Genomic DNA, 21,107 nt, shown 5'->3' with positions numbered 1-21,107 from the left:
AATCAAGTGACAGAAGAATTAAGAGGAGCTCTAAAAGCGTATTTTGGTTATGATGCTTTTAGAGGACCTCAAGAAGATATTATAAAAACAATTTTAGAAGGAAAAGATGTAATAGGGATTTTACCTACAGGAACAGGTAAATCCCTATGTTTTCAATTGCCCAGTATTTTTTTTCCTAATATGACTTTAGTGCTTTCCCCTTTAGTAGCATTAATTGAAGACCAAGTAAGTGTTTTAAATGAAAGAGGAATACCAACGATTGCTATTACCAGTCACTTGACACCTAAACAAATGAGAATTGCTTTAGAAGAAATAGAGGCAGAAAAGTACAAAGTAGTCTACTTATCTCCCGAAAAGTTGTTTTCAGAAGACTTTAATCCATTATTAAAAACATTGCCTATTGACCATATTGCCATTGATGAAGCTCATTGTGTATCTCAGTGGGGTCATGATTTCAGACCCAAGTATAAGAAAATTGGAAAAGTATTAGCAAAAATGCCAAAAAAACCTATTCTTTCTGCTTTTACGGCAACAGCAAATGACAATGTCTTAGAAGAGATATATAGTTCGTTAGGACTTGAAGACCCTGTTTTGTTTAAAACTTCTTTTGATCGTCCAAATTTATTTATGGATGTAAAATTGTATGAAGATAAAACAAAATGGGTTCTTAAGTATGTTTTAATTAAAGATAAAGGTTATAGGGGGTTAGTTTATTGTAGTACCCGAAACGATGTAGAAAAAATAACAGAGAAATTAGTAAAAAAAGGTATTGCAGCTGGTGGTTACCATGCTGGTTTAAAGAAGTGGGAACGGACTGAAGTTCAAGCTGCTTTTTTTAACAATGAGTATGATGTTTTAATTGCTACTAATGCTTTTGGAATGGGTATGGATAAAGAGGATATTCGCTATGTAATTCACTATAATATGCCTAGTAGTATGGAAGCCTACTACCAAGAAATTGGCAGAGCAGGCAGAGATGGAAAAGAAAGTGAATGTATTTTACTTTTTGGACCAAAAGATGTACCTATTCAAAATTTTTTATCAAAGCAAAGAGCTTATTTTCGGTGGCGCCTAAAGGAGAAAGAGGAATGGATTAAAGAAATGGTTTCTTATGTCCATACAAAGCGTTGTTATCGTGCTTTTATTTTAAATCATTTTAATGAACCTATAGAACCTTGTGGTAACTGTGGTAATTGCAGAAGTAAATTCCCTAAAGTAGATAAAACCACGGAGGCTCAAAAAATATTATCAGCAGCATATTATTTGAAAAAACAATATAGCCAAGCTATTTTAATTGATGTTTTAAAAGGTAAGAATATTAAGAAGATAAAAGAAAATGGTTTAAATAAATTATCTGTATTTGGTTTAATGAAAAAAGTTACTGATAAAGAAATTCGTTTGTTAATTGATGAACTACTTATAGGGGGGTATTTGAAACAAGACAAAAACAATGCATTAGCTCTTTTGCCAAAAGCTATTACTGCATTAAAAGAAAAAGAACCAATTTATATTATTAAAAAAGAAGAACATTAATTTTTACAACCTTTTATCCTCTGAAATGAACCGATGGTCTCATTTCAATTGTATAAAGGGTTGTTTTTGTGTATTCTTTTATATAGAACATATGTGTTGAGTGAGGAGGACTATCCATGGAGGTTAGTGTAAAAATTAAGGAAGATGCTGTACCACCTTATGCAGTTATTTATACAGAAGAGGTAACAGAAGAAGTAAGCCGTGCTATTGCTTCTTTAAATGGTGAAGGCAATCATAAAATTTTTGGTCATAGAGACAATAAAGTGTTTTTGTTAAATTATAAAGACATTTATTATTTTTATTGTGAGGAGAAAAAGTATTTGCTAAGACTGAAAAAGGTATTTTTAAAGTAAAGCAGCGTTTTTATGAGTTGGAAATATTGGTTAAGGGAAGGGGTTTCGTAAAGCTGTCTTCTTCTCTTGGGGCTATTGAAATATTAACCATTTCCTATATAGCGAGTATGGGTATTGGCTTTTTATTTGGAGCCATTCCTGTTATTTTTACAATAGATGAATGGAGTTTATTGAAACAGACAATTGTTCACTTCACGCTTATGATAGTAATTTCTTACCAGTTAGTTTATGGGCAGGATGGCTTTCTACTAAGGCCATTTCCATTGCAATATATTTAGTTATTTTTTTACTGTTTTATATTGCGATTTGGTTTATTCAATATTTTTATTGGAAGCACAAAATTAAGAATCTTAATGAAGGTGTAAAAAATTCAAGAAAAGGGGTATGATTTAATCATACCCCTTTTCTTTTTTTATTTATTTAACCAATGAAGAACCATTGGCAATCGTATAAAATAGATTAGCAATAGCAGCAATAATAATGAGAGCAACAAAAACTTTTTCATAAGAATTAAAAATAGGTTTTTGGGGTTGTTTTATTTACTGGCAATAATATAATGTGGATACCGATAGTATAGACAATACAAGCTATAATCATGTAATTTAATACCTGCTGCAAAAATAAGCCAGATATCATATAGACTACCTAAAATTACCGTTATTAATGGATTTGTTTTATTAGTAAATATTTTTATGGATACTGTTTATGAACAATAATTTGTAATAAATATAGGGCGGAGATTAAGTAGCAAAGTAGGAGAGTAGTAAAATAAGCTGAACAACGATAGCTGTTACTAACATCAAGATTTCACCCTAGGCTCCCAATTTATCAAGCATAATAATGGCTAGTGCTAGATGCCAAGAGGGAGTAAGGATACAATTGCATAGAGTAACAGTGTAACTAGAAAACCGATTAAGGTTGCATTTAAAGCAATGCTGTCTTTTACATCCCCAAAATCTGTAAAAATGCAGAGGCTTTAAAATAGTTAACATGAATACAATAAAAACACCTAAGGCAAAAGCTTGCCGGTAGTGCCAATGATATTTAAGATACTGGTGTTTTTAGCTCCTGTTAAGGTAATGAAAAACATACCCCAGACAATAAAGGAGCTAACAAGAATTGCATTGAGATTATTACCCCCTTGAAAATATGGAAAAAATTAATAGTATCTATAATTAAGATGGCGTAGGCAACTGATGCAAAACAGTTATAAATCAAATTTATTAGTGCGGCTTGAATTTTACTTTTCATAAAGTATTCCCCCTGGCTACATAATACAATAGGCATAGCCAATATAGGTTTTGTTAAATAAAACATGAGAGTCTCTTTCGCATTTTAGATACATTTATTTTCTATTACATTTGCCGTATCTGTAGATGCCATAGAGGCGCTGTTATTTTCTTGTATTTTGTAATAAAAAAAGCACTCACAGTGAGTGCTTGATTCTTAACTTTTTAATGCCTTTGCCTTTATTTGAAAATTTTTTAGTTTTTATTTTTGACTTTAATTGCATCTAATTCTAAATCTAAAGCAATGTTTTTTGAATGTTCTGTTCTTTTCCATATTCTGTTTTTTCTTGTGAGTAATGCCCAAAAAACAATTGGAATATAAGTTAAGTTGAAAATTGGCATTGCAATAGCACCTAGCAACTTAAGTTTTGGTTTTTGTACATCCTTTAGAATTGAAAAAACAATTAAAATATATGGTATTATCATTAGAATATTCCGAATCATAGGGTGAATGGGAATTAAACTGTTTAGAGGATAACCTACTGCAAGCGCTATTGCTCCAAAAACCATCATAATTCCACCTACTAACATATGGAGTGGATTTAAGCTATAAAAAAGAGTATCTAAGGCAATAATGCTTCTTTCTTTAATGGCTTTAACTAATAGAGATGGAGCAAATTTGAAAATTAATTCCCAATGTCCTCTAGCCCAACGGCTTCTTTGTTCACATGACGCTTTAAAAGATGTTGGTTTTTCATCATAGACTCTAGCGGTGTGACACCAATGGGCTTTTTCGCCACCTAGTACTGTTTGAATTTGGAATTCTAAGTCTTCTGTTAATGAGTTGGCAGTCCAGCCAATCTTTTTAAGAAGTTTAGTTCCAATACAAAAGCCGGTTCCGCCAAGAGAAGCACCTAGTTTCCAGTGGGTTCTAGCTAATTGGCAAGAACGATTCATATAGTAGAAGTTAGTTGCAAAGGATAATGATACCCAGTTGCCCATTGGGTTTTTTGTATCTAAGTAACATTGTACTAGTTGCTGTCCTGCAGAAAGATGTTTATTCATTTCTTTTAGGAAGTTTAATGATACTAAGTTATCAGCATCACAAATACAGACCCCATCATAACGGGCTTCATAATCGCTAATTTGCTCTAATGCATAGCGGATTGCATAAGGTTTTCCTTTGTGTTCTCCAGGTAAGTAAGTATGCTCAAGTGCTTTTAGTCCGATTTTTCTTACAATAGTTGCTGTATCATCTGTACAGCCATCTGCAATAATAATAGCATCATAAAGTTCATCTGGATAATCAAGGTGCTTTAAGTTTTCCGCAATTCCTCCAATAACAGATGCCTCATTATGTGCAGGCACAAGAATAAGGAACCTTTTGTTTGGTTCCACATTAGGCAATTGTTTTGGTTTCCTAAAACCTAGAATGCCAGTTACGACAAAATAACTGGTAACTATTATCATATAGATTTGCAAAATACTATAGGCGATAGAAGGTAACATTTCTTTTATCATAATAATTCCTCCGAACATAAACATACCATTTTATTCCATAAGCATATCATAAATGCCTCTCAATTTCTAGAGAAAAGAGCTGAAATATGCTAAAATAGAGGTAGAATATAAACAGAATGGGAGTAGCATAAACTAATTATGAAAGACAAAATTATTATTAAAGGCGCTAAAGAAAATAATTTAAAAAATATAGATATAGAATTACCTCGAGACAAAATGATTGTAATGACAGGCGTATCAGGGTCAGGGAAAACATCTTTAGCCTTTGATACAATATATGCAGAAGGACAAAGACGTTATGTAGAGTCTTTGTCTTCTTATGCAAGACAATTTTTAGGACAGATGGAAAAGCCTGATATTGAATCTATTGAAGGATTGTCACCAGCTATTTCAATTGATCAAAAACAGGGAAGTAGAAATCCCCGCTCAACAGTGGGTACAGTAACAGAGATTTACGATTATCTTCGTTTATTATATGCACGTATTGGTGATGTGTTCTGTCCCAATTGCGGTGCAAAAATAAGCAAACAAACTATTTCTCAAATGGTAGATAAAGTGATGGCTTTAGAAGAGGGAACAAAATTAATGATTTTGGCTCCTTTAGTTCGAGGTCGAAAAGGAGAGTATATAAAGCTATTTGAAAAATTAAAAAAAGATGGATACGTAAGAGTGCGTGTTGATGGAGAAATGATGGAAACATCAGAACCTATTGTTTTAGATAAAAATAAAAAACACACAATTGAAGCTGTTATTGATAGATTAATTATTAAAGAGGGACTTGAAAGGCGTCTTGCCGACTCCTTTGAAATTGCTTTAAAATTAGGAGAAGGTATTGCTCTTGTATCTATTGTAGATGGAGAAGAGATGCTTTTTAGTGAAAATTTTGTATGTTTAGAATGCGGTGCAACTATTGAGGAAGTAGAGCCTCGCCTCTTTTCTTTTAATAGTCCTTTTGGTAGTTGTCCAGAGTGTACTGGACTTGGTTTTAAACAAAACTTTGCAGAGGAGCTGATTATTCCTGATCCCAAGCTATCAATTAATGAAGGGGCTATTAATGTTGGACCATGGAATTCTAAAAGCAGTGAATATTATCCTGCTTTTTTAAAGAGGTTAGCAAATCATTTTGGTTTTAGTCTAGATGAACCTTTTGAAAAAATTCCTAAAAAAGCTAGAGAAGCTATCTTAAATGGTACTAAAGAAAAAATAACATTCGAGTATAAACCTCAGTCAGGTAGAGGGTGGACTTTTACAAAGCCATTTGAAGGGATTATTCCTAAATTGCGTCGTCGCTACAGGGAAACCAACAGTGAAGGCATTCGCCAAGAAATTGAAGGCTATATGGAGATTAAAGACTGTGAAGTCTGTCAAGGCCAGCGTTTAAGAAAGGAAGCACTTTCTATTTATGTTGATAATAAAAATATTGCTGAATTAATTGCTTTTTCCATTGAAGATGCTTTAACATTTTTTAATACTTTAGAATTAAGCTCGCGAAATGAAAAAATTGCTTATCAAATTTTAAAGGAGATTAAATCACGATTAACATTTCTAAATAATGTAGGCTTAAACTATTTAACATTGAATAGAAGTGCCACTACATTGTCAGGTGGAGAGGCTCAGCGTATTCGATTAGCAACCCAAATAGGTTCAGGGCTTGTAGGGGTTCTCTATATTCTTGATGAACCTAGTATTGGTTTACACCAGAGAGATAATACTAAATTAATTGAAGCATTAATGCATTTAAGAGATATTGGTAATACACTTATAATTGTTGAGCATGATGAGGAAACCATGTGGGCATCAGATGTTCTCGTTGATATTGGACCGCGAGCAGGTAAACAAGGTGGAGAAATTGTAGCCCTTGGGACACCGGAAAAGGTTGCTAAAACAAAGGGCTCGATAACAGGGGAATACTTGTCAGGAAAAAGAAAAATTGAAGTACCTGTTGAGAGACGAAAAGGAAGAGATGAATATATTACGATTAAAGGAGCCCGGGAAAATAATCTGCGAAAAATTGATGTCTCTATTCCTCTTGGAACAATGACTTGTGTTACAGGTGTTTCTGGCAGTGGTAAAAGTACTTTGATTAATGATATTTTATATAAAAGCTTAGGCAAAACGCTGAATAGAAGAAAAGAAAGAGCAGGGTTGCATACTAGTATTGAAGGCATTGAACATATTGATAAAATAATTAATATTGACCAATCTCCAATCGGTAGAACACCACGCTCAAATCCAGCTACTTATACAGGAACTTTTGATTTAATTAGGGAATTATTTGCTTCCACAAAAGAGGCTAAAGCTAGGGGTTACAAGGCAGGCCGTTTTAGTTTTAATGTTAAAGGAGGCCGTTGTGAAAATTGTCAAGGTGATGGGATTATAAAAATTGAAATGCACTTTTTACCTGATGTTTATGTACCTTGTGAAGTCTGTGGCGGAGAAAGATACAATCGGGAGACTTTAGATATTAAATACAGAGGCAAAAGTATTGCAGATATTCTAAATATGACCATTGAAGAGGCTTACTATTTCTTTGGAAATCTACCAAGGATTAAAAAGAAACTGGAAACCCTAATAGAAGTAGGTTTATCTTATGTGCAAATGGGACAACCTGCAACGACCTTATCTGGTGGTGAAGCACAGAGAATTAAATTGGCTTCAGAATTATCTAAAAGAAGTACAGGGAAAACCATGTACATTTTAGATGAGCCAACTACTGGGTTACATTTTTTTGATATTGAAAAATTACTTCATGTATTACAGCGCTTAACAGATGGTGGAAATACTATAGTGGTTATTGAACATAATTTAGATGTTATTAAAACTGCAGACTATATTTTGGATTTAGGACCAGAAGGTGGTACGGGAGGTGGACTCTTAATTGCTTCTGGAACACCAGAGGAAGTGGCAGAAGTAAAAGGGTCTTATACAGGGCAGTATTTAAAGAAAGTCTTAGGAGGCAGTCCTTATGGAGGACAAAATTCAAAATAAGTTAAATCTATTACCTAAATCTTCTGGTGTTTATGAAATGCTAGATGAAAATGGTAAAGTTATTTATGTAGGTAAGTCTATTAATTTAAAGAATAGAGTTTCTAGTTATTTTAAAGGTAAAAAAGATGCTAAAACAGAAGCCTTAGTAAAGCAAATTAGAGACTTTAGGTTTACTGTAACTGAAAGTGAATTAGAAGCCCTTGTTTTAGAGTGTAATTTAATTAAGGAAAAGAAGCCAAAATATAATATTTTACTGAGGGATGATAAAAATTATCCTTATTTGAAAATAAGGACGGACCACCCTTTTCCAAGACTTGAAGTTGTTAGGCGCCGTAAAAAAGACAGTGCTCTTTATTTTGGTCCTTACACCAATACGACAAATATGCGGGAAGTCATTAAAATTATTGAATCTGTTTTTACCTTGAGAAGTTGTTCTGATCATGAATTGAAGCATCGTTTTAGACCCTGTTTAAATTATCAAATTAAACGTTGCTTTGCACCTTGTGTAGGCTATATATCTGAAAAAGAATATGCGGAAATTATTAATGATGTGGTATTATTTTTGACTGGCAAAGAAAAAAGTCTGTTAAGGCATTTGAAAGTTGAAATGAAAAAAGCCTCTGAAGAAATGGCTTTTGAGAAAGCGGCTAAAATTAGAGATCAGGTAAATGCAATTAATAGAGTAATTGAAACTCAACGTATGGATGTAAAGGATTTAAATAGTAGGGATGTTATTGGCTTTTATGAAGGTGCTGGCGTTACAAGTGCAGTCATATTCTTTATAAGAGAAGGTAAAGTTATTGATAAAGAAAGCTATTTTCTCGATCACTTAAAAGGAGAGGCTAAAGAAGATGTTTTAAAGGCTTTTTTAGAACAGTATTATTATGGACATTTAGTGCCAAGAGAAATTTTATTGCCATTTAAAATAGAGGGCATGGAAAATTTAGAGCACCTTTTTTCTATAAAAAGAAAGAAAAAAGCGGATTTAGTAGTGCCTCAAAAAGGTGAGAAAAAAGCTTTGATTCGATTGGCATATGATAATGCTAAAGAAAACTATGAGCAAAAGAAGGCTCTTAAAAAACGTGAAGAAGAAAAAAGAAAACAGAGTCTTGAGGGTTTAAAAAACTTTTTAAAATTACAAAAAATTCCAAAGCGAATAGAATGTTATGATATTAGCCATATTCAAGGCAGTCACACAGTGGCTAGTATGGTTGTTTTTACTGATGGGGTACCTGATAAAGGACAGTATAGAAAGTTTAAAATTAGAACAGTTGATGGTCCTGATGATTTTAAATCTATGGAAGAAGTCCTCGAAAGAAGATTTAAAAATTTTGGGAAGGATAAAGAAGGGTTTAATATTTTACCTGATTTACTTGTTATTGATGGTGGCAAAGGTCAGCTATCAAGTGCTCGAAAAATATTGAAAAAATTGGGTTTATCTCATGTTGCAACATTTGGTTTAGCAAAAAGAGAAGAACTTTTATTTAAGGAAGATGAATTGGATCCTATTGTTTTACCGAGGCAGTCAGAAAGCTTCTATTTGGTTCAGAGGATTCGTGATGAAGCTCACCGTTTTGCTATTACTTTTCACAGACAACAAAGGGATGATTCAATGACAGCTTCAATTTTTGATGAAATTGAAGGGGTTGGTCCAAAGAGGAAGAAAGATTTATTACAAGCCTTTGGCAGTGTTAGCGGTATTCGCAAAGCAAGTGTCGAAGAAATAGTTGCAGTTATTGGAAACCAACAACTGGGAGAAAGGGTTAAGGATATTATCGGAGATGAGAAAAATTAAATTAATTGCCTTGGATATTGATGGCACAATGTTAACTGATGAAGGGGCAGTAACTAAAGAGGTTCAAGAATCTATTGCTAAGGCGACTAGGCAAGGTGTACAGGTAATTCTTTGTACTGGTAGAATGTACAGAAGTGCTAAAAATTTTGGTTATTTATTTAAAGATAGAATGCCTATTATTACATATAATGGGGCCTTGATAAGGGAATTAAATGATGGTAAAACGCTATATCATCAAGGTTTGCCATCATCAGATAAGTTAATTATATTTAATAAGTTAATAAAATATGGTTTGCAACCTAATATTTATACTGATGATGCATTATTTAGTATTGAAGGTAATCCCTATATTGCAGATTATGCAGAACATACAAGAGTCCCTTATACTCTTCTTAAGACCCAAAATATTGAATCTTTTTTAGAACCAAGAGAAGTAACAAAAATGGTTGGTATTGGTTCTCCAGAGCAGGTTAATTCTTTATTAACAGAAGAAGCGGCACTCTATGGTGATGATATTTATTTCGCAAAATCTTTTGATTTCTTCTTAGAAATTGGTCATAAAGATGTCAATAAAGGAAAAGCTTTAGAAAAATTAGGTGAGACTTTAGGTATTGATCCATCTGAGATGATGGCTGTAGGTGATAACTTAAATGATGCTGAAATGCTTGAGACTGTCGGGTATCCTGTTTTAATGGGTAATGGTATAGAGAGTCTTCGTGATAAAGGCTATTTTATTACTAAGGACAATAATGAAAGTGGGGTAGCTTATGCTATTTCACAATTTTTATTCTAGGTGATATAATTGGGAAGAAGGCTGGTGAACAGATGAAAATTGATTTACATACCCATACTATTTTATCAGGACATGCCTACAGCACAGTAAAGGAAAATATAGATCAGGCAGAAGCTAGAGGATTGACAGCAATTGGAATTACTGACCATGGTCCAACGATGCCTGGGGTTCCTAAAGATCCTTTTCATGTAGTCAATATGAGTTCTGCTGTTCCTAACTATGTTGGCAATATTAGAATTGTACATGGCTTTGAAGCCAATATTATAGATAATATGGGTAGAACGGATTTACCTCTTGAATATAGTAATTCAGTTGAATATATATTAGGCGCTCTGCACAGTATTTGCATTTTGCCAAGAAATAAAAAAGAAAATACTGAAGCTATTATTAATGCCATGGCTATGGGCTATATTGATGCAGTTGCTCATCCAGATGATCCTACATTTGAGTTAGATTATGAGGCTTTATGCGATGGAGCTGTGGAATATAAGGTGGCTTTAGAGGTGAATAATACATCGCTAAAAGGAACTGTTAGAAAAAATTGTGCGCCTAATACTAGAAAAATGTTAGAAATTGCAAAAGAAAAAGGTGTCTATATTACTGCTGGAAGCGACTCTCACTTTTATTTAAGTGTAGGAGAAATTGACCAATCAACTAATTTGCTTGAAGCGGTTAATTATCCAAAAGATAAAATTATAACGAACTCCTTAGAGCAGCTAGAATTGTTTTTAAAAATTAGAAAAGAAGAAAGGACGATTTAAAGTGGAAAAAAACCATTGAGATTATTTATTATTTCTGGTTTAAGTGGCGCTGGAAAAACTCATGTAATGAATTATTTAGAAGATGTGGGTTATTTTTGTATTGATAACTTTCCTCCTTACTTACTACAATCTTTAGTGGATGCATTTGAAACAAATAATGATTTAGATCGTCTTGCAGTAGCCATTGATATAAGAGGAGGCAAATTCTTAGGAGAATTTAATGAAGCTATCCGAGCATTAGATGAAAAAGAAATTAATTATGAAGTAATATTTATGGAAGCTGCTAATCGATCTATTGTTACCCACTATAAATTAACCCGTCGTCGTCATCCATTAATTGAAGATACAGAAGGAGATATTGTTGCGGCAATTAAAAAAGAACGAGAGCTTCTATCTGATGTTCGAGAAAATGCAGACCGTATTATTGACACAACAAATATTTCCACTGCTCAGTGTAGAAGAATAATTGACTTTATGATTCGAGAAACTGAAATTCCTGAATTTCTCATTACACTATATTCTTTTGGCTTTAAATATGGGTTGCCAATGGATGCAGACTTAGTAATTGATGTTCGTTTTTTACCAAACCCTTATTATATTGAAGATATGCGACCTTTGACTGGGGAAGAACAAGAAGTTGAAGACTATGTTCTCTCTTTTGAAGAAACTCAGGTTTTCTTAAAAAAGTATATTGATTTGCTAGAATTTTTAATACCTAAATACAAAGTAGAAGGTAAACGGCAATTAGTAATTGCTGTAGGTTGTACTGGTGGACAACACCGTTCTGTTGCTATTAGTAGAGCATTAAATAGGCAACTTGAAGGTGAGGGAATTAAAAAGTTTCTATATCATAGAGAGCTCTGGCGCTATGGTAAAGGAGATCAGGAAAATGTCTTTTAGCCAAGACTTAAAACAACAGATAACAGGAATAATCGGGGAAGAAGAATCTGAAAAAAAGGCTGAACTTCTTTCCTTTTTCTATATGATTGGTGAATATGAAAGACCTGATTTAGTGACTTTTTATACTGATAACACAGGGGTGTCTAGAAAGTTAATAATGCTTTTAAAATTATTTTTCCCAGAAAAATATGCCTTTAAAGTTCAATATAAAGGGCAGTTTAAAAAAGTTTTTTATAGAATAGCTGTTTATGTGCCTGATGAAATTTTTTTTAATCTTAATTACAAATTTCCTGAATTAAATGATAAAAAGGCATTTTTAAGAGGAGCTTTTTTAGCTAGAGGTTCTATCACAAATCCTAAGAAAGGTTATCATTTGGAATTTAGGTGCCCTACATTTCCGATATTTATTATGCTTAAGGAACAACTAATGGCATTTAAAATTGAGCCAAAGGGGATTATCCGTAAACAAAACTATTTTCTTTATGTTAAAAATGGAGAAATGATTAGTGACTTTTTAAAAGTTATTGGAGCTTATTCGGGTATGTTTGAATTTGAAGAAACTCGAGTTATCAAAGAAATGAAGAATATAGTTAATAGAAGAAATAATCTGGATTTAGCTAATTTAGATAAAACCATAGAGGCTGCAGGTCGCCAAGTAAGGGCTATAGAGCTAATTAAGGCGAAAATTGGACTCGATAATATACCTGTAAATTTAAGAGAACTTGCCTATTTAAGGCTTGAACACCCTTATTTACCGCTAGCAGAGTTAGGCTCTTTAGTATCACCGAATTTGAAAAAATCTGCTGTCGATTATCGTCTTAAGAAAATTGAGGCGTTAGCTGAAGAACTTTAGGAAGGGTTGTGTAGTAAGTGGAAAAATGGAAAAGAATTGGGATATCTTTGTTGTATGTTGTTGCCTATTTTATCTGTAGCTTAATTGCTAGCATACTTGTAATGGTAATTTTATTGCCATTACTTTTTACAACAAGTAAAGGAACACCCCTTGATATGGTGGATCAATTACTTGGGATGTCGATGATACCTGCTTTATTTATTGCATCTTTATTAACGATTGGAACAATCTTATTGACTCAAAAATTAAGGCATTTATCCTTTGCAGAATTAGGCTTTAGAAAAAATTTAAGTTAGGCGATGCAATTATAACAGTAGTCATGGCATTAGGAATGGTGGGTGTAATCACTGGTTTTAAGGGTATTTTTGATTCCTTTTTCAACCAGCTAATGCCTAGTGAAACAGCAGAATCTATAAACGCATTGGCAACGACGGGCGGTCCTATTGTTGGGATTCTTATTATTGGCATTATTGGTCCATTAGCAGAAGAAATTATAATGCGGGGGGGGCAGTTTTTCATGAATTGAAAAAAGGTTTTTCTTTTTGGTCTGCTGCAATAATATCAGCTCTTTTATTTGGACTTATTCATCTTAATTTATTACAAGGAATGGTAGGGTTTTGTCTAGGTCTTGTATTGGCTTATTTAGTATATAAGACGAAATCTATTTGGATTCCTTTTATTTTCCATGGGGTGTATAATAGTACTATTGTTATTTTAGGCTATGCTTTGGGAGGAACTGTTTCAGAGATAACCAATTACCTATTTTTAGGATTTGGTTTACCTATTTTTGTAGTTTCACTTATTGTGTTTATTATTAGAAAAATAAAAGAAGGCCAAAAGAATTTGCGTAGGAGTATTTAATGGAGAATCAAAAGGAAAAAATTGAGTTAATTGTCTGGAAAAGAGTCCTTGACATAACACTTATACTCACTTTTATTTCTGTTATAATAAAGGGAGTTGTCTTATCATTTCCTTTTAGAACCTATATGTCTGAATTGATTTTAACAATTTTAATTGGGTCATATTTCTACATTATAAATATTCGATATTTAGCAAAACACAAAAAGAATTAAGTGAAAAAGCAATTTAATTATTCGTATATTAACAAGTGTTTTTTGGATTAATTTTTAGCATAGGATATGGCGTTCGCGTAATGCTCGGTTATCCTAGTGCTTTACTTGAAGTCAAGGATATAATTGTTATTGTGGTTTGGTTTATTTTTTCCTTCATTGTTATGTTTTTAATATTATCCTTTTTAATGAGGGGGGGGTTCAAAAGAAGAAGAAATTTTAAAATAGCAAAGAAGAATCAAAAAGGAGGCTAGTCAATGGGTTTATTTGATGGAATTATGGGCGTTGCTTCTGAAATGACTTTGGAAGAAGTACAAGAAAAAATCGGTGTTTTTTTATGTGAGTGTGAAAAAATTCATAGAGGATACCAACTAACACGAGATTTTTTTGTATTTACGAATAAGCGCGTTATTATTATTGATGTACAAGGAATGACAGGAAAAAGAGAAGAGTATCACTCAATCCCCTATAAGAGCATTAGTCACTATGCAATCAGCACTGCAGGTTCACTTGATACAGATGCTGAATTAAAAATTTATATTGGCAGTGCCAGAGACCCTTTAATTAAGCAATTTAATAAAAAGCTGGATATCCATGAAGTCGAGAAAATATTATCAGAATATATTATTGGTTAAAGAATTTATATTTATATATAAAACCACCTGAGGTTAATTTCAGGTGGTTTTTATTTGTTTAATATTGATTGAACTAATAAGTACTACTTAACTTTTTGTCCATAGGTTGAGAATTGACTAATTGTAATATCTATTTCTTCTTTAGATAGTATATTCGGTTTTCCTAATTGCTGGGCCCTGTAGTAAAGCTCAGAACAGAACTCTATTTCTTCGGTAGCACTAAAGGCGTAATCAATAGTAGGCCCTGCAGTTAAAAGACCATGGCTACCCAAAAGTACAGCATAGCTATTTTCCATAAAATGATAAGCTAGTTCTGAGAGCTCTTTGGAACCAAATGGTACATAAAAAAAAAGGGGGGGGTACAGCGGACTCTATCTTGTCCACTGAAGGCCATTAAGTAATGAATTGCAGGTAAATCCCACTGCAAACAGGAAAGTGTTGTAGCATACGTTGAGTGTGTATGGACACAACACTTTTAATATCTTTTCTATGCTCATAGAAGATTTTATGGAGCAGATATTCACTTGAAGGTTTCCTTTTGCTTTCTAGAATATTACCTTCAAAGTCCATAACAACTACATCCTCAGGTGTAATATCCATATAATCCATGCCAGAGGGTTTTATTGCCATTAAACCTTCTTTTTCATTATAGATACTTAAGTTTCCCGCCAGCGCCTTTTGTTAGGTTGGCTGTAATCAGTTTTTTTCATAATATACAATTTGCTCTCTTTCTTCTTTTAATAACATAATTTTATTTTACAACCTCTTTATTTAAGCAATTATCTGGTGCTTTTTTGGAAATGAGAATATCAATAATGCTCTTGGCAGCTAAGATAGCCATGTTTTTCTACTTTCAAAAGTACTACTGCTAATATGAGGGCAGAGAACGGTATTTTCTAAATTTTTAAGACCAGGATACATTATTGGTTCTTTTTCATAAACATCTAATCCAGCGCCAAATATTTTTCTTTCTTTTAAAACATGGTATAATGCTTTTTCATCTACAATTGGCCCTCGAGCTGTATTTACTAAAACAGACATCGGTTTCATCAGGCTAAGCTCTTTTTTACCAACCAGATGATGAGTTGTTTCTGAGTAAGGGCAGTGGAATAACTACAAAATCTGGACTCTTTCATAAGGGTTTCTAAAGAGACGTGTTTACCATTAGAAACTACTTCAAATTGTGGTTTTCTTGAAGGGCTGCTGTAGAGAATATTTATTTTAAAACCAACAGCATAATTTGCAAAAAACTTTGACAGAAGGGGCAGCCTCAAATGTTTCATGATTTATTGGGCTTGTTAACATGCAGAGAACACCATCATAGCCTTTAATATTTTTTAAAAAATCTTCTTTTGATAAATCTTTTTCTTCTGGATTAACAGTTACATCAAAATAATCTTTTAAAAGGTCTATGCCATCTTCAATTATGGGTCTAGTAACACAAACTTTTTGTTTCATTCCTATTAACACCTATCCTATCTTAATTTTTTTAATGCTGTTTCTAAACGATTAAGAGCTTCTTCTAATATAGATTCATCTGTTGCATATGACAGACGAATATAGCCATCTAAATCAACCCCGAATGTGCTACCTGATAAAGTAGTAATATAGGCAGTTTCTAGTAGATACTGACACATTTCATCGCTAGTCATGCCATAGGATTTAAAGTTAGGAAAGGCATAAAATGCACCATCAGGCATTGGACAAGATACACCAGGTAACTGATTTAAACCCTTAACTAATAAATTTCGTCTTCTTTCAAAAACTGCTTTCATATCTTCAACGGCTTGTTGCGGTCCGCTATAAGCTTCTATGCCAGCAATTTGGGTAAAGGTTGCTGTGCAGGAATTACTAATAACAACAAGGGGGTTAATTTCTTTTGCAATTGCTTCTGGCATGACCCCGTAGCCTAAGCGCCAGCCAGTCATGGCATAAGATTTAGAAAAACCATCAACAATTATTGTTTTTTCTGCCATACTAGGGAAAGAGGCAATTGAAATAGGCTTCTTTCCGTCAAAACATAAACGATCATATATTTCGTCAGATAAAATAACAATATTTTTATCTTTTAAGAATTCCGCCATTTTAGCCATTTCTTCTTTTTCAATTAAGGCACCTGTTGGATTATTAGGGGAACTTAAAATTAACAGTTTAGTTTTTTCGTTAACAAGTGGAAATAAACCTTTAGCTTTTACTCTAAATCCATTTTCTTCTGTTCCTTTTAGATTAACAGTTTTTGCTTGTTGCATATCCGCCATAACTTGATAATTTGAAAAGCCTGGGCTTGGAATAATAACTTCATCACCAGGTTTAACAAAAGAAAGAAAAGTATAGAATAAAATGGGTTTTGCACCTGGTGTTACTACAATATTATTAGCAGTAACAGAAGGTATATTCTTTTGTTTTCTGATATAGTTTGCTATGGTTTCTCTAAATGCAGGCATACCTAAAGCTGCGGCATAATGGGTTTTTCCTTCATTAATAGCTTTTGTAGCTGCATCTCTTATATTTTTAGGGGTATCAAAATCAGGTTCCCCTAATTCTAGATGAATAACAGGGTGTCCTTCATCTTCATATTTTTTAGCTTTCTGTTTCATTTCAAATCCGGAAATAATGTGCAAGTCTTTAATGGACTTTAACATTAAGTTTTCGATCATCTAATACATCTCCTTGTAATCTGATTTTATAGTTTGTCTTACCTTAAATTATAGCAAAAATAAGGATTAGTAACTACTCTATTAAGGGAAAGAAAGAGCAAATCAAAGTTTTTTATAAATTTCCTATGGAATATCAATATTGTTGAAAGAAATTAAAAATGATATGATAAACAGAGAGAAAATGGAGGGATTATGAATGGCTTGGTATAGTATTAAATTAATAGGGGATGCATTGTCACTAATAGATCAAAGAACTATTCCTAAAACGATAAAATATTTTTCCTGTAAAAACTATAAAGGAGTAATATTCGCTATAAAAGATATGGTAGTAAGAGGCGCACCAGCAATTGGTATTACTGCTGCATATGGGTATTAATTTAGGTTTTTTAGAATTAAAATCCATGGCAGCAATGGAAGACTGTGAGAAAGCCTTAATTGAAGCTCGACCCACTGCTGTTAATTTGGAGTGGGCTGTATTAAGAATGAAGGGTGTCTTATTAAAATATCAGGACGAAACTTTTGAGGAGGTAGCAGATGCTTTGAGAAGGGAAAGTGAAAGGATTCATGCTGAAGACATAGAAATGAATAAGAAGATGGCTGAAATTGGTAGTCGGATTGTGCCAGAAGCAGCCACAATTTTAACCCATTGCAATACAGGTGCAATTGGCTACAGGAGGCTATGGCACAGCTTTAGGTGTTATTAAAAAGGCCTATGAATTGGGAAAAATCAAACAGGTTTATGCAGATGAAACAAGACCGCGACTACAAGGAGGGCGATTGACAGCGTTTGAATTAGTAGAAGCAGGGATTCCTAGTACTTTAATACCAGATTCGGGAGCAGCCATATTAATGAGAGCAGGTTATATTGATTTAATTATTGTTGGAGCAGATCGAATTGCTTTAAATGGTGATACTGCAAATAAAATAGGTACCTATGGATTATTTGTCTTAGCAAAAACATTTAGTATTCCGTTCTATATTGCAGCACCAACTTCGACAATTGATTATGAAATAGAAACAGGTGCTGAAATTGAAATTGAATATAGCGATAGAAAAGAAGTAACAGAAATTGAAGGTATAAAGATTGCGCCTGACGGTATTTCAGTTTTTAATCCCTCTTTTGATGTAACCCCTAATGAGAATATAACGGGCGTTATAACAGAAAAGGGAATTTTAAAGAAACCTTTTAAAATATCCATTCAAAAGGAGAAATACGAATAATGAAATATGCAATAGTTGGTGGCACAGGAGTTTATGGAGGGTTTTCTTCTAGTTGTGAAAAATGTATAAAAACACCTTATGGAGAGGTTTTTGTATATTTAATTGAAGAAGAAGGAGCTTCCTTTGTATTTTTACCTAGACATGGTAAAACCCATAATAAACCGCCTCATTTGGTAAATTATAGAGGGAATATTTGGGCTTTGAAAGAATTAGGGGTTTCTAAAGTATTGACTACAGCAGCAGTGGGTTCGATGACTGAGAAATTTAAAATTGGAGATTTAGTACTTATTAATGACTTTATTGATATGACTAAAAATAGACCGTCAACATTTTTTGAAGGGGAAAATGGCGTGGCCCATGTATCTATGCAAGAACCTTACTGTCAAGGTATGCGTTTAATTTTGCAGAAAAAAAGTAACGAAAAAAATATTAATATTGCAGGTGAAGGCATATATGTATGTACTGAGGGACCGCGTTTTGAAACCAGTGCTGAAATCAGATTTTATCATCAGATTGGTGGTCATGTAGTAGGAATGACCAGTGTCCCTGAAGTTGTTTTAGCAAAGGAAGCTGGATTATGTTATGGCGCTGTTGGTATTGTTACAAATTGGTGTACAGGCATGGTGGTTGAAGAAGCCTCTGCTACAGATATTTTAAATACAGTTAATGAGAAAAAAAGGCGTTAACAAAGTTATTTATGGAAATTTTTAAAGAGGGTTTATTGGACAATCAAAGGTGTAATTGTAAAGATGCATTAGTCTATTTATAAAATGATTGGAGGAAAGTAGAATGAGAAAAGATGATATTTACTATTTAAAAAGAGCCATTGAAATATCATAAGAGGCTTTTAATAAGGGTAATGATGCTTTTGGTTGTTTGTTAGTCAATCAAGAAGGTGATATTGTTATGGAACAAGGCAATATGGTTTTTGAAATTAAAGATAGAACAGCTTATGATGCCATTACTCTAATTCGTAAAGCCTCTATGAAATACACTCCTGAAGAACTGTGGAACTATACTTTGTATGCTAGTGTAGAACCGTGTTGTATGTTTATTGGGGCAGTTTATTGGGCTTAACCTAGGCACTATAAAATATGTAGTAGCGGAAAAAAGATGTTATGAATATTTTGCCAGGTGGCATAGCTTTTCATAGTGATGATTTATTGGCTTGTGGTGAAAAACTATTAAAGTGGAGGGACCATATAAGGCGCTAGAGAATGAAGCCGTTGCAGTTTTAAAAAAGTGGATTGCCAAAATAATGGGGTAAAGTCAATTTTAGATTGGATGGTTATTGATGATTTATTTTATTATGATTCTTTGGCTGGTGACATTAGTGCTTCCTATTGTCATTGGTAAAGACTCTTTGCCAGAAATTTTAGCAAGACAGTTATCAGGATTTATTAAGAGAAATTCTAAAAAGGACAGCCAGTATAATGCTGTTAATATTTTAGTACCTATTTATATGTTATTTATGTTTACATTATTCGTTGTATTTATTTCTAATTTTTCTATTCTTTTTAAATTAAAGTTCAAAATGCAACTCTTTTTGTAGTCAACTCTTTTATATTTTCTTTTTTAATTTTATTTGTAAATAAACTTATAAGGGAAATTGAAAGATGGCTTGATGAAGCAATATTTGTAAGAATGTGGTTTAATAGAAAATTTGAGCCCTTAGAACGATTTTCAATGACAAAGTATTTTTTAAGCAGAGTTTTTATAGGCTTGAGGATTATGCCTCAAATTTTGTTCTTTATTTCATTTTTATAATTAGTTACACTATCTTTTAAGGTAATTAATCCTCAATTATCTACATACTTATTAATTACATTCATTCCTTTTATTTCTTTTTTATGGCTTTACTTTGCATCTAATAAAATTGAAGAAAGAAATGCAAGACGAATTATTGCATATTTTTTATACTGACTATTTATCTATACTGGGGTTATAATGATTTAATTGGAATTGACGGTAGTAATTATCTTATTGCAACCCTTGCGGTAACAGTTTTTATTGCACTTGATCGATGCTCAAATACAATTTTCCAAGATTTTTTAGTTTTTAAGAAAGACCATGGTAGAGAAAAACTAACTTTGATTACCAAGGTAGATAGTTCAGAAATTCTGCAGTTTCATCTATTTAAGAAGAGTATTAAACGCATCTCAAAATCCTATAAAAAAGCATATATTATTATTGATTCTAGAATAAGTAGTAAAGTGCTGGCGAAATTAAGTGAAATTGATAATTTTGAAATAATTAAAGTAAGAGATGGGGGTTTTAAGGAATCTGAAAGAATTCTTCTAAAAGCATGTAAAGCTGTGAAGGGGTTTGTTCATTATTGTGATATGGCTCGTTTGATTCGTTGGATTAACAATGAATATGAGGAGTACGTAAAAATAATGAATCTAGATATTGAAACTGATTTAATGGTAGTTTCCCGCCATAAGAAGATTAGAGAAAGACAAAGCAAGGAGTCTCAGAGGCTGAATTTTATTCTCAATGAATATTGCAATAATAACAAAAAGATTTGTGATTTTATTTCTGAGTCTTATATACTTTCAAAGGAGAGTGTTGATTGGCTTACTAGCTATAATGGCAGGTTACCTGTAGTATTTTGGCCTTTAGTTATCTGTTTTTTCAATAAGGGATCTTTAACAAATATTGTTTCAAAAGGCTTAGATTACGGGAAACGTTATTTAGAAAAGGAAGCGGAAAGACCTCTTATTGAGGGCTTGCTTACAGCTGAAAATATGGATATATTAACAGATATAGTAACCCAAACTGCTCAGAAAGGCGTGTGA

At 32.9% G+C, this 21,107-nt stretch carries 19 protein-coding genes and 5 pseudogenes; 19 read left to right on the top strand and 5 right to left on the bottom strand.

The annotated features are described in order from the left end of the window. The first annotated feature begins 6 nt into the window (after window positions 1-6). The 3 genes and pseudogenes from AZF37_RS08535 (at window position 7) to AZF37_RS08520 (ending at window position 2,274) form a co-directional block, all read left to right on the top strand. Window positions 7-1,533, top strand: coding sequence for a RecQ family ATP-dependent DNA helicase (locus tag AZF37_RS08535; protein WP_172793108.1), 1,527 nt, complete (start codon window positions 7-9; stop codon window positions 1,531-1,533). A gap of 116 nt (window positions 1,534-1,649) precedes the next feature. Then, window positions 1,650-1,886, top strand: coding sequence for a hypothetical protein (locus tag AZF37_RS08530; protein ID WP_088370409.1), 237 nt, complete (start codon window positions 1,650-1,652; stop codon window positions 1,884-1,886). 107 nt (window positions 1,887-1,993) lie between these two features. Further along, window positions 1,994-2,274: pseudogene (locus AZF37_RS08520) on the top strand (DUF3021 domain-containing protein). Window positions 2,275-3,370: 1,096 nt separating this feature from the next. Here AZF37_RS08520 and AZF37_RS08510 read toward each other — a convergent pair. Next, window positions 3,371-4,636: a glycosyltransferase family 2 protein gene (locus AZF37_RS08510; protein WP_162474027.1), complete on the bottom strand. Its 1,266-nt coding sequence runs from the start codon at window positions 4,634-4,636 to the stop codon at window positions 3,371-3,373. Between the two features lie 138 nt (window positions 4,637-4,774). Here AZF37_RS08510 and uvrA point away from each other — a divergent pair, with 138 nt between their 5' ends. The 11 genes from uvrA (at window position 4,775) to AZF37_RS08460 (ending at window position 14,431) form a co-directional block, all read left to right on the top strand. Then, entirely contained in the window at window positions 4,775-7,624 is a 2,850-nt protein-coding gene (uvrA, locus tag AZF37_RS08505; RefSeq protein WP_088370404.1) for an excinuclease ABC subunit UvrA, read from the top strand. Further along, the gene (gene uvrC, locus AZF37_RS08500; protein WP_088370403.1) at window positions 7,602-9,419 is read left to right on the top strand and encodes an excinuclease ABC subunit UvrC; all 1,818 of its coding nucleotides are present in this window, start codon (window positions 7,602-7,604) and stop codon (window positions 9,417-9,419) included. Before uvrA ends, uvrC begins: the two co-directional genes overlap by 23 nt. Further along, complete coding sequence (locus AZF37_RS08495) at window positions 9,406-10,212, top strand: Cof-type HAD-IIB family hydrolase (protein WP_088370402.1); 807 nt, start codon at window positions 9,406-9,408, stop codon at window positions 10,210-10,212. Before uvrC ends, AZF37_RS08495 begins: the two co-directional genes overlap by 14 nt. A gap of 32 nt (window positions 10,213-10,244) precedes the next feature. After that, window positions 10,245-10,973 (top strand): PHP domain-containing protein, encoded by a 729-nt coding sequence (locus AZF37_RS08490; RefSeq protein ID WP_088370401.1) that lies wholly within the window; start codon window positions 10,245-10,247, stop codon window positions 10,971-10,973. 15 nt (window positions 10,974-10,988) lie between these two features. Beyond that, entirely contained in the window at window positions 10,989-11,873 is an 885-nt protein-coding gene (gene rapZ, locus AZF37_RS08485; protein WP_088370400.1) for an RNase adapter RapZ, read from the top strand. Next, window positions 11,863-12,726, top strand: coding sequence for a DNA-binding protein WhiA (whiA, locus tag AZF37_RS08480; protein WP_162474026.1), 864 nt, complete (start codon window positions 11,863-11,865; stop codon window positions 12,724-12,726). Before rapZ ends, whiA begins: the two co-directional genes overlap by 11 nt. A gap of 17 nt (window positions 12,727-12,743) precedes the next feature. Beyond that, window positions 12,744-13,022 carry a hypothetical protein gene (locus AZF37_RS08475; RefSeq protein WP_088370398.1) on the top strand — a complete coding sequence of 93 codons (279 nt, stop codon included), beginning with the start codon at window positions 12,744-12,746 and terminating at the stop codon, window positions 13,020-13,022. A gap of 23 nt (window positions 13,023-13,045) precedes the next feature. Beyond that, window positions 13,046-13,252: a hypothetical protein gene (locus AZF37_RS10710; RefSeq protein ID WP_162474025.1), complete on the top strand. Its 207-nt coding sequence runs from the start codon at window positions 13,046-13,048 to the stop codon at window positions 13,250-13,252. After that, complete coding sequence (locus AZF37_RS08470; RefSeq protein ID WP_162474024.1) at window positions 13,249-13,587, top strand: CPBP family intramembrane glutamic endopeptidase; 339 nt, start codon at window positions 13,249-13,251, stop codon at window positions 13,585-13,587. The genes AZF37_RS10710 and AZF37_RS08470 overlap by 4 nt, the downstream gene beginning before the upstream one ends. Before the next feature lie 247 nt (window positions 13,588-13,834). Next, window positions 13,835-14,050, top strand: coding sequence for a hypothetical protein (locus AZF37_RS10705; protein ID WP_162474023.1), 216 nt, complete (start codon window positions 13,835-13,837; stop codon window positions 14,048-14,050). A 3-nt stretch (window positions 14,051-14,053) separates the two neighbouring features. Beyond that, window positions 14,054-14,431, top strand: a complete 378-nt coding sequence (locus AZF37_RS08460; RefSeq protein ID WP_088370395.1) for a PH domain-containing protein — start codon at window positions 14,054-14,056, stop codon at window positions 14,429-14,431. Window positions 14,432-14,514: 83 nt separating this feature from the next. Here the strand turns inward: AZF37_RS08460 and AZF37_RS13480 are convergent. The 4 genes and pseudogenes from AZF37_RS13480 to AZF37_RS08445 form a co-directional block, all read right to left on the bottom strand. Then, window positions 14,515-15,178: pseudogene (locus AZF37_RS13480) on the bottom strand (L-fuculose-phosphate aldolase). 81 nt (window positions 15,179-15,259) lie between these two features. Next, window positions 15,260-15,529: pseudogene (locus AZF37_RS11900) on the bottom strand (NAD(P)-dependent oxidoreductase); the annotation flags it as partial. A gap of 123 nt (window positions 15,530-15,652) precedes the next feature. Further along, on the bottom strand, window positions 15,653-15,889 hold the full coding sequence (locus AZF37_RS11895; protein ID WP_245611947.1) for a Rossmann-fold NAD(P)-binding domain-containing protein: 237 nt from the start codon (window positions 15,887-15,889) through the stop codon (window positions 15,653-15,655). A 17-nt stretch (window positions 15,890-15,906) separates the two neighbouring features. After that, window positions 15,907-17,088, bottom strand: a complete 1,182-nt coding sequence (locus tag AZF37_RS08445) for a pyridoxal phosphate-dependent aminotransferase (RefSeq protein WP_245611946.1) — start codon at window positions 17,086-17,088, stop codon at window positions 15,907-15,909. Between the two features lie 196 nt (window positions 17,089-17,284). Between AZF37_RS08445 and mtnA the strand changes: the two are divergent. The 5 genes and pseudogenes from mtnA (at window position 17,285) to AZF37_RS08420 (ending at window position 21,107) form a co-directional block, all read left to right on the top strand. Then, window positions 17,285-18,309: pseudogene (gene mtnA, locus AZF37_RS08440) on the top strand (S-methyl-5-thioribose-1-phosphate isomerase). After that, window positions 18,309-18,995 carry an MTAP family purine nucleoside phosphorylase gene (locus AZF37_RS08435; RefSeq protein ID WP_245611945.1) on the top strand — a complete coding sequence of 229 codons (687 nt, stop codon included), beginning with the start codon at window positions 18,309-18,311 and terminating at the stop codon, window positions 18,993-18,995. Before mtnA ends, AZF37_RS08435 begins: the two are co-directional and overlap by 1 nt. A gap of 175 nt (window positions 18,996-19,170) precedes the next feature. Continuing rightward, a pseudogene (locus AZF37_RS08430) lies at window positions 19,171-19,386 on the top strand (cytidine/deoxycytidylate deaminase family protein); the annotation flags it as partial. 217 nt (window positions 19,387-19,603) lie between these two features. Continuing rightward, window positions 19,604-19,861 (top strand): hypothetical protein, encoded by a 258-nt coding sequence (locus tag AZF37_RS08425; protein WP_088370393.1) that lies wholly within the window; start codon window positions 19,604-19,606, stop codon window positions 19,859-19,861. Between the two features lie 538 nt (window positions 19,862-20,399). Beyond that, window positions 20,400-21,107: a hypothetical protein gene (locus AZF37_RS08420; RefSeq protein ID WP_088370392.1), complete on the top strand. Its 708-nt coding sequence runs from the start codon at window positions 20,400-20,402 to the stop codon at window positions 21,105-21,107.

The sequence above is a fragment of the endosymbiont 'TC1' of Trimyema compressum genome (assembly GCF_001584725.1).
Classification (GTDB): domain Bacteria; phylum Bacillota; class TC1; order TC1; family TC1; genus TC1.
This window is presented reverse-complemented; position numbering and strand designations above follow the sequence as displayed.

Coding starts and splice junctions, on each gene's coding strand:
- AZF37_RS08460 (WP_088370395.1), top strand. CDS start 14,054: ATGGGTTTATTTGATGGAATTATGGGCGTTGCTTCTGAAATGACTTTG.
- uvrA (WP_088370404.1), top strand. CDS start 4,775: ATGAAAGACAAAATTATTATTAAAGGCGCTAAAGAAAATAATTTAAAA.
- AZF37_RS08445 (WP_245611946.1), bottom strand. CDS start 17,088: ATGATCGAAAACTTAATGTTAAAGTCCATTAAAGACTTGCACATTATT.
- AZF37_RS08490 (WP_088370401.1), top strand. CDS start 10,245: ATGAAAATTGATTTACATACCCATACTATTTTATCAGGACATGCCTAC.
- AZF37_RS11895 (WP_245611947.1), bottom strand. CDS start 15,889: ATGAAACAAAAAGTTTGTGTTACTAGACCCATAATTGAAGATGGCATA.
- whiA (WP_162474026.1), top strand. CDS start 11,863: ATGTCTTTTAGCCAAGACTTAAAACAACAGATAACAGGAATAATCGGG.
- AZF37_RS08425 (WP_088370393.1), top strand. CDS start 19,604: ATGATTTATTTTATTATGATTCTTTGGCTGGTGACATTAGTGCTTCCT.
- AZF37_RS08435 (WP_245611945.1), top strand. CDS start 18,309: ATGAAATATGCAATAGTTGGTGGCACAGGAGTTTATGGAGGGTTTTCT.
- AZF37_RS08530 (WP_088370409.1), top strand. CDS start 1,650: ATGGAGGTTAGTGTAAAAATTAAGGAAGATGCTGTACCACCTTATGCA.
- AZF37_RS08510 (WP_162474027.1), bottom strand. CDS start 4,636: ATGATAAAAGAAATGTTACCTTCTATCGCCTATAGTATTTTGCAAATC.
- AZF37_RS08495 (WP_088370402.1), top strand. CDS start 9,406: ATGAGAAAAATTAAATTAATTGCCTTGGATATTGATGGCACAATGTTA.
- AZF37_RS10710 (WP_162474025.1), top strand. CDS start 13,046: ATGGCATTAGGAATGGTGGGTGTAATCACTGGTTTTAAGGGTATTTTT.
- uvrC (WP_088370403.1), top strand. CDS start 7,602: ATGGAGGACAAAATTCAAAATAAGTTAAATCTATTACCTAAATCTTCT.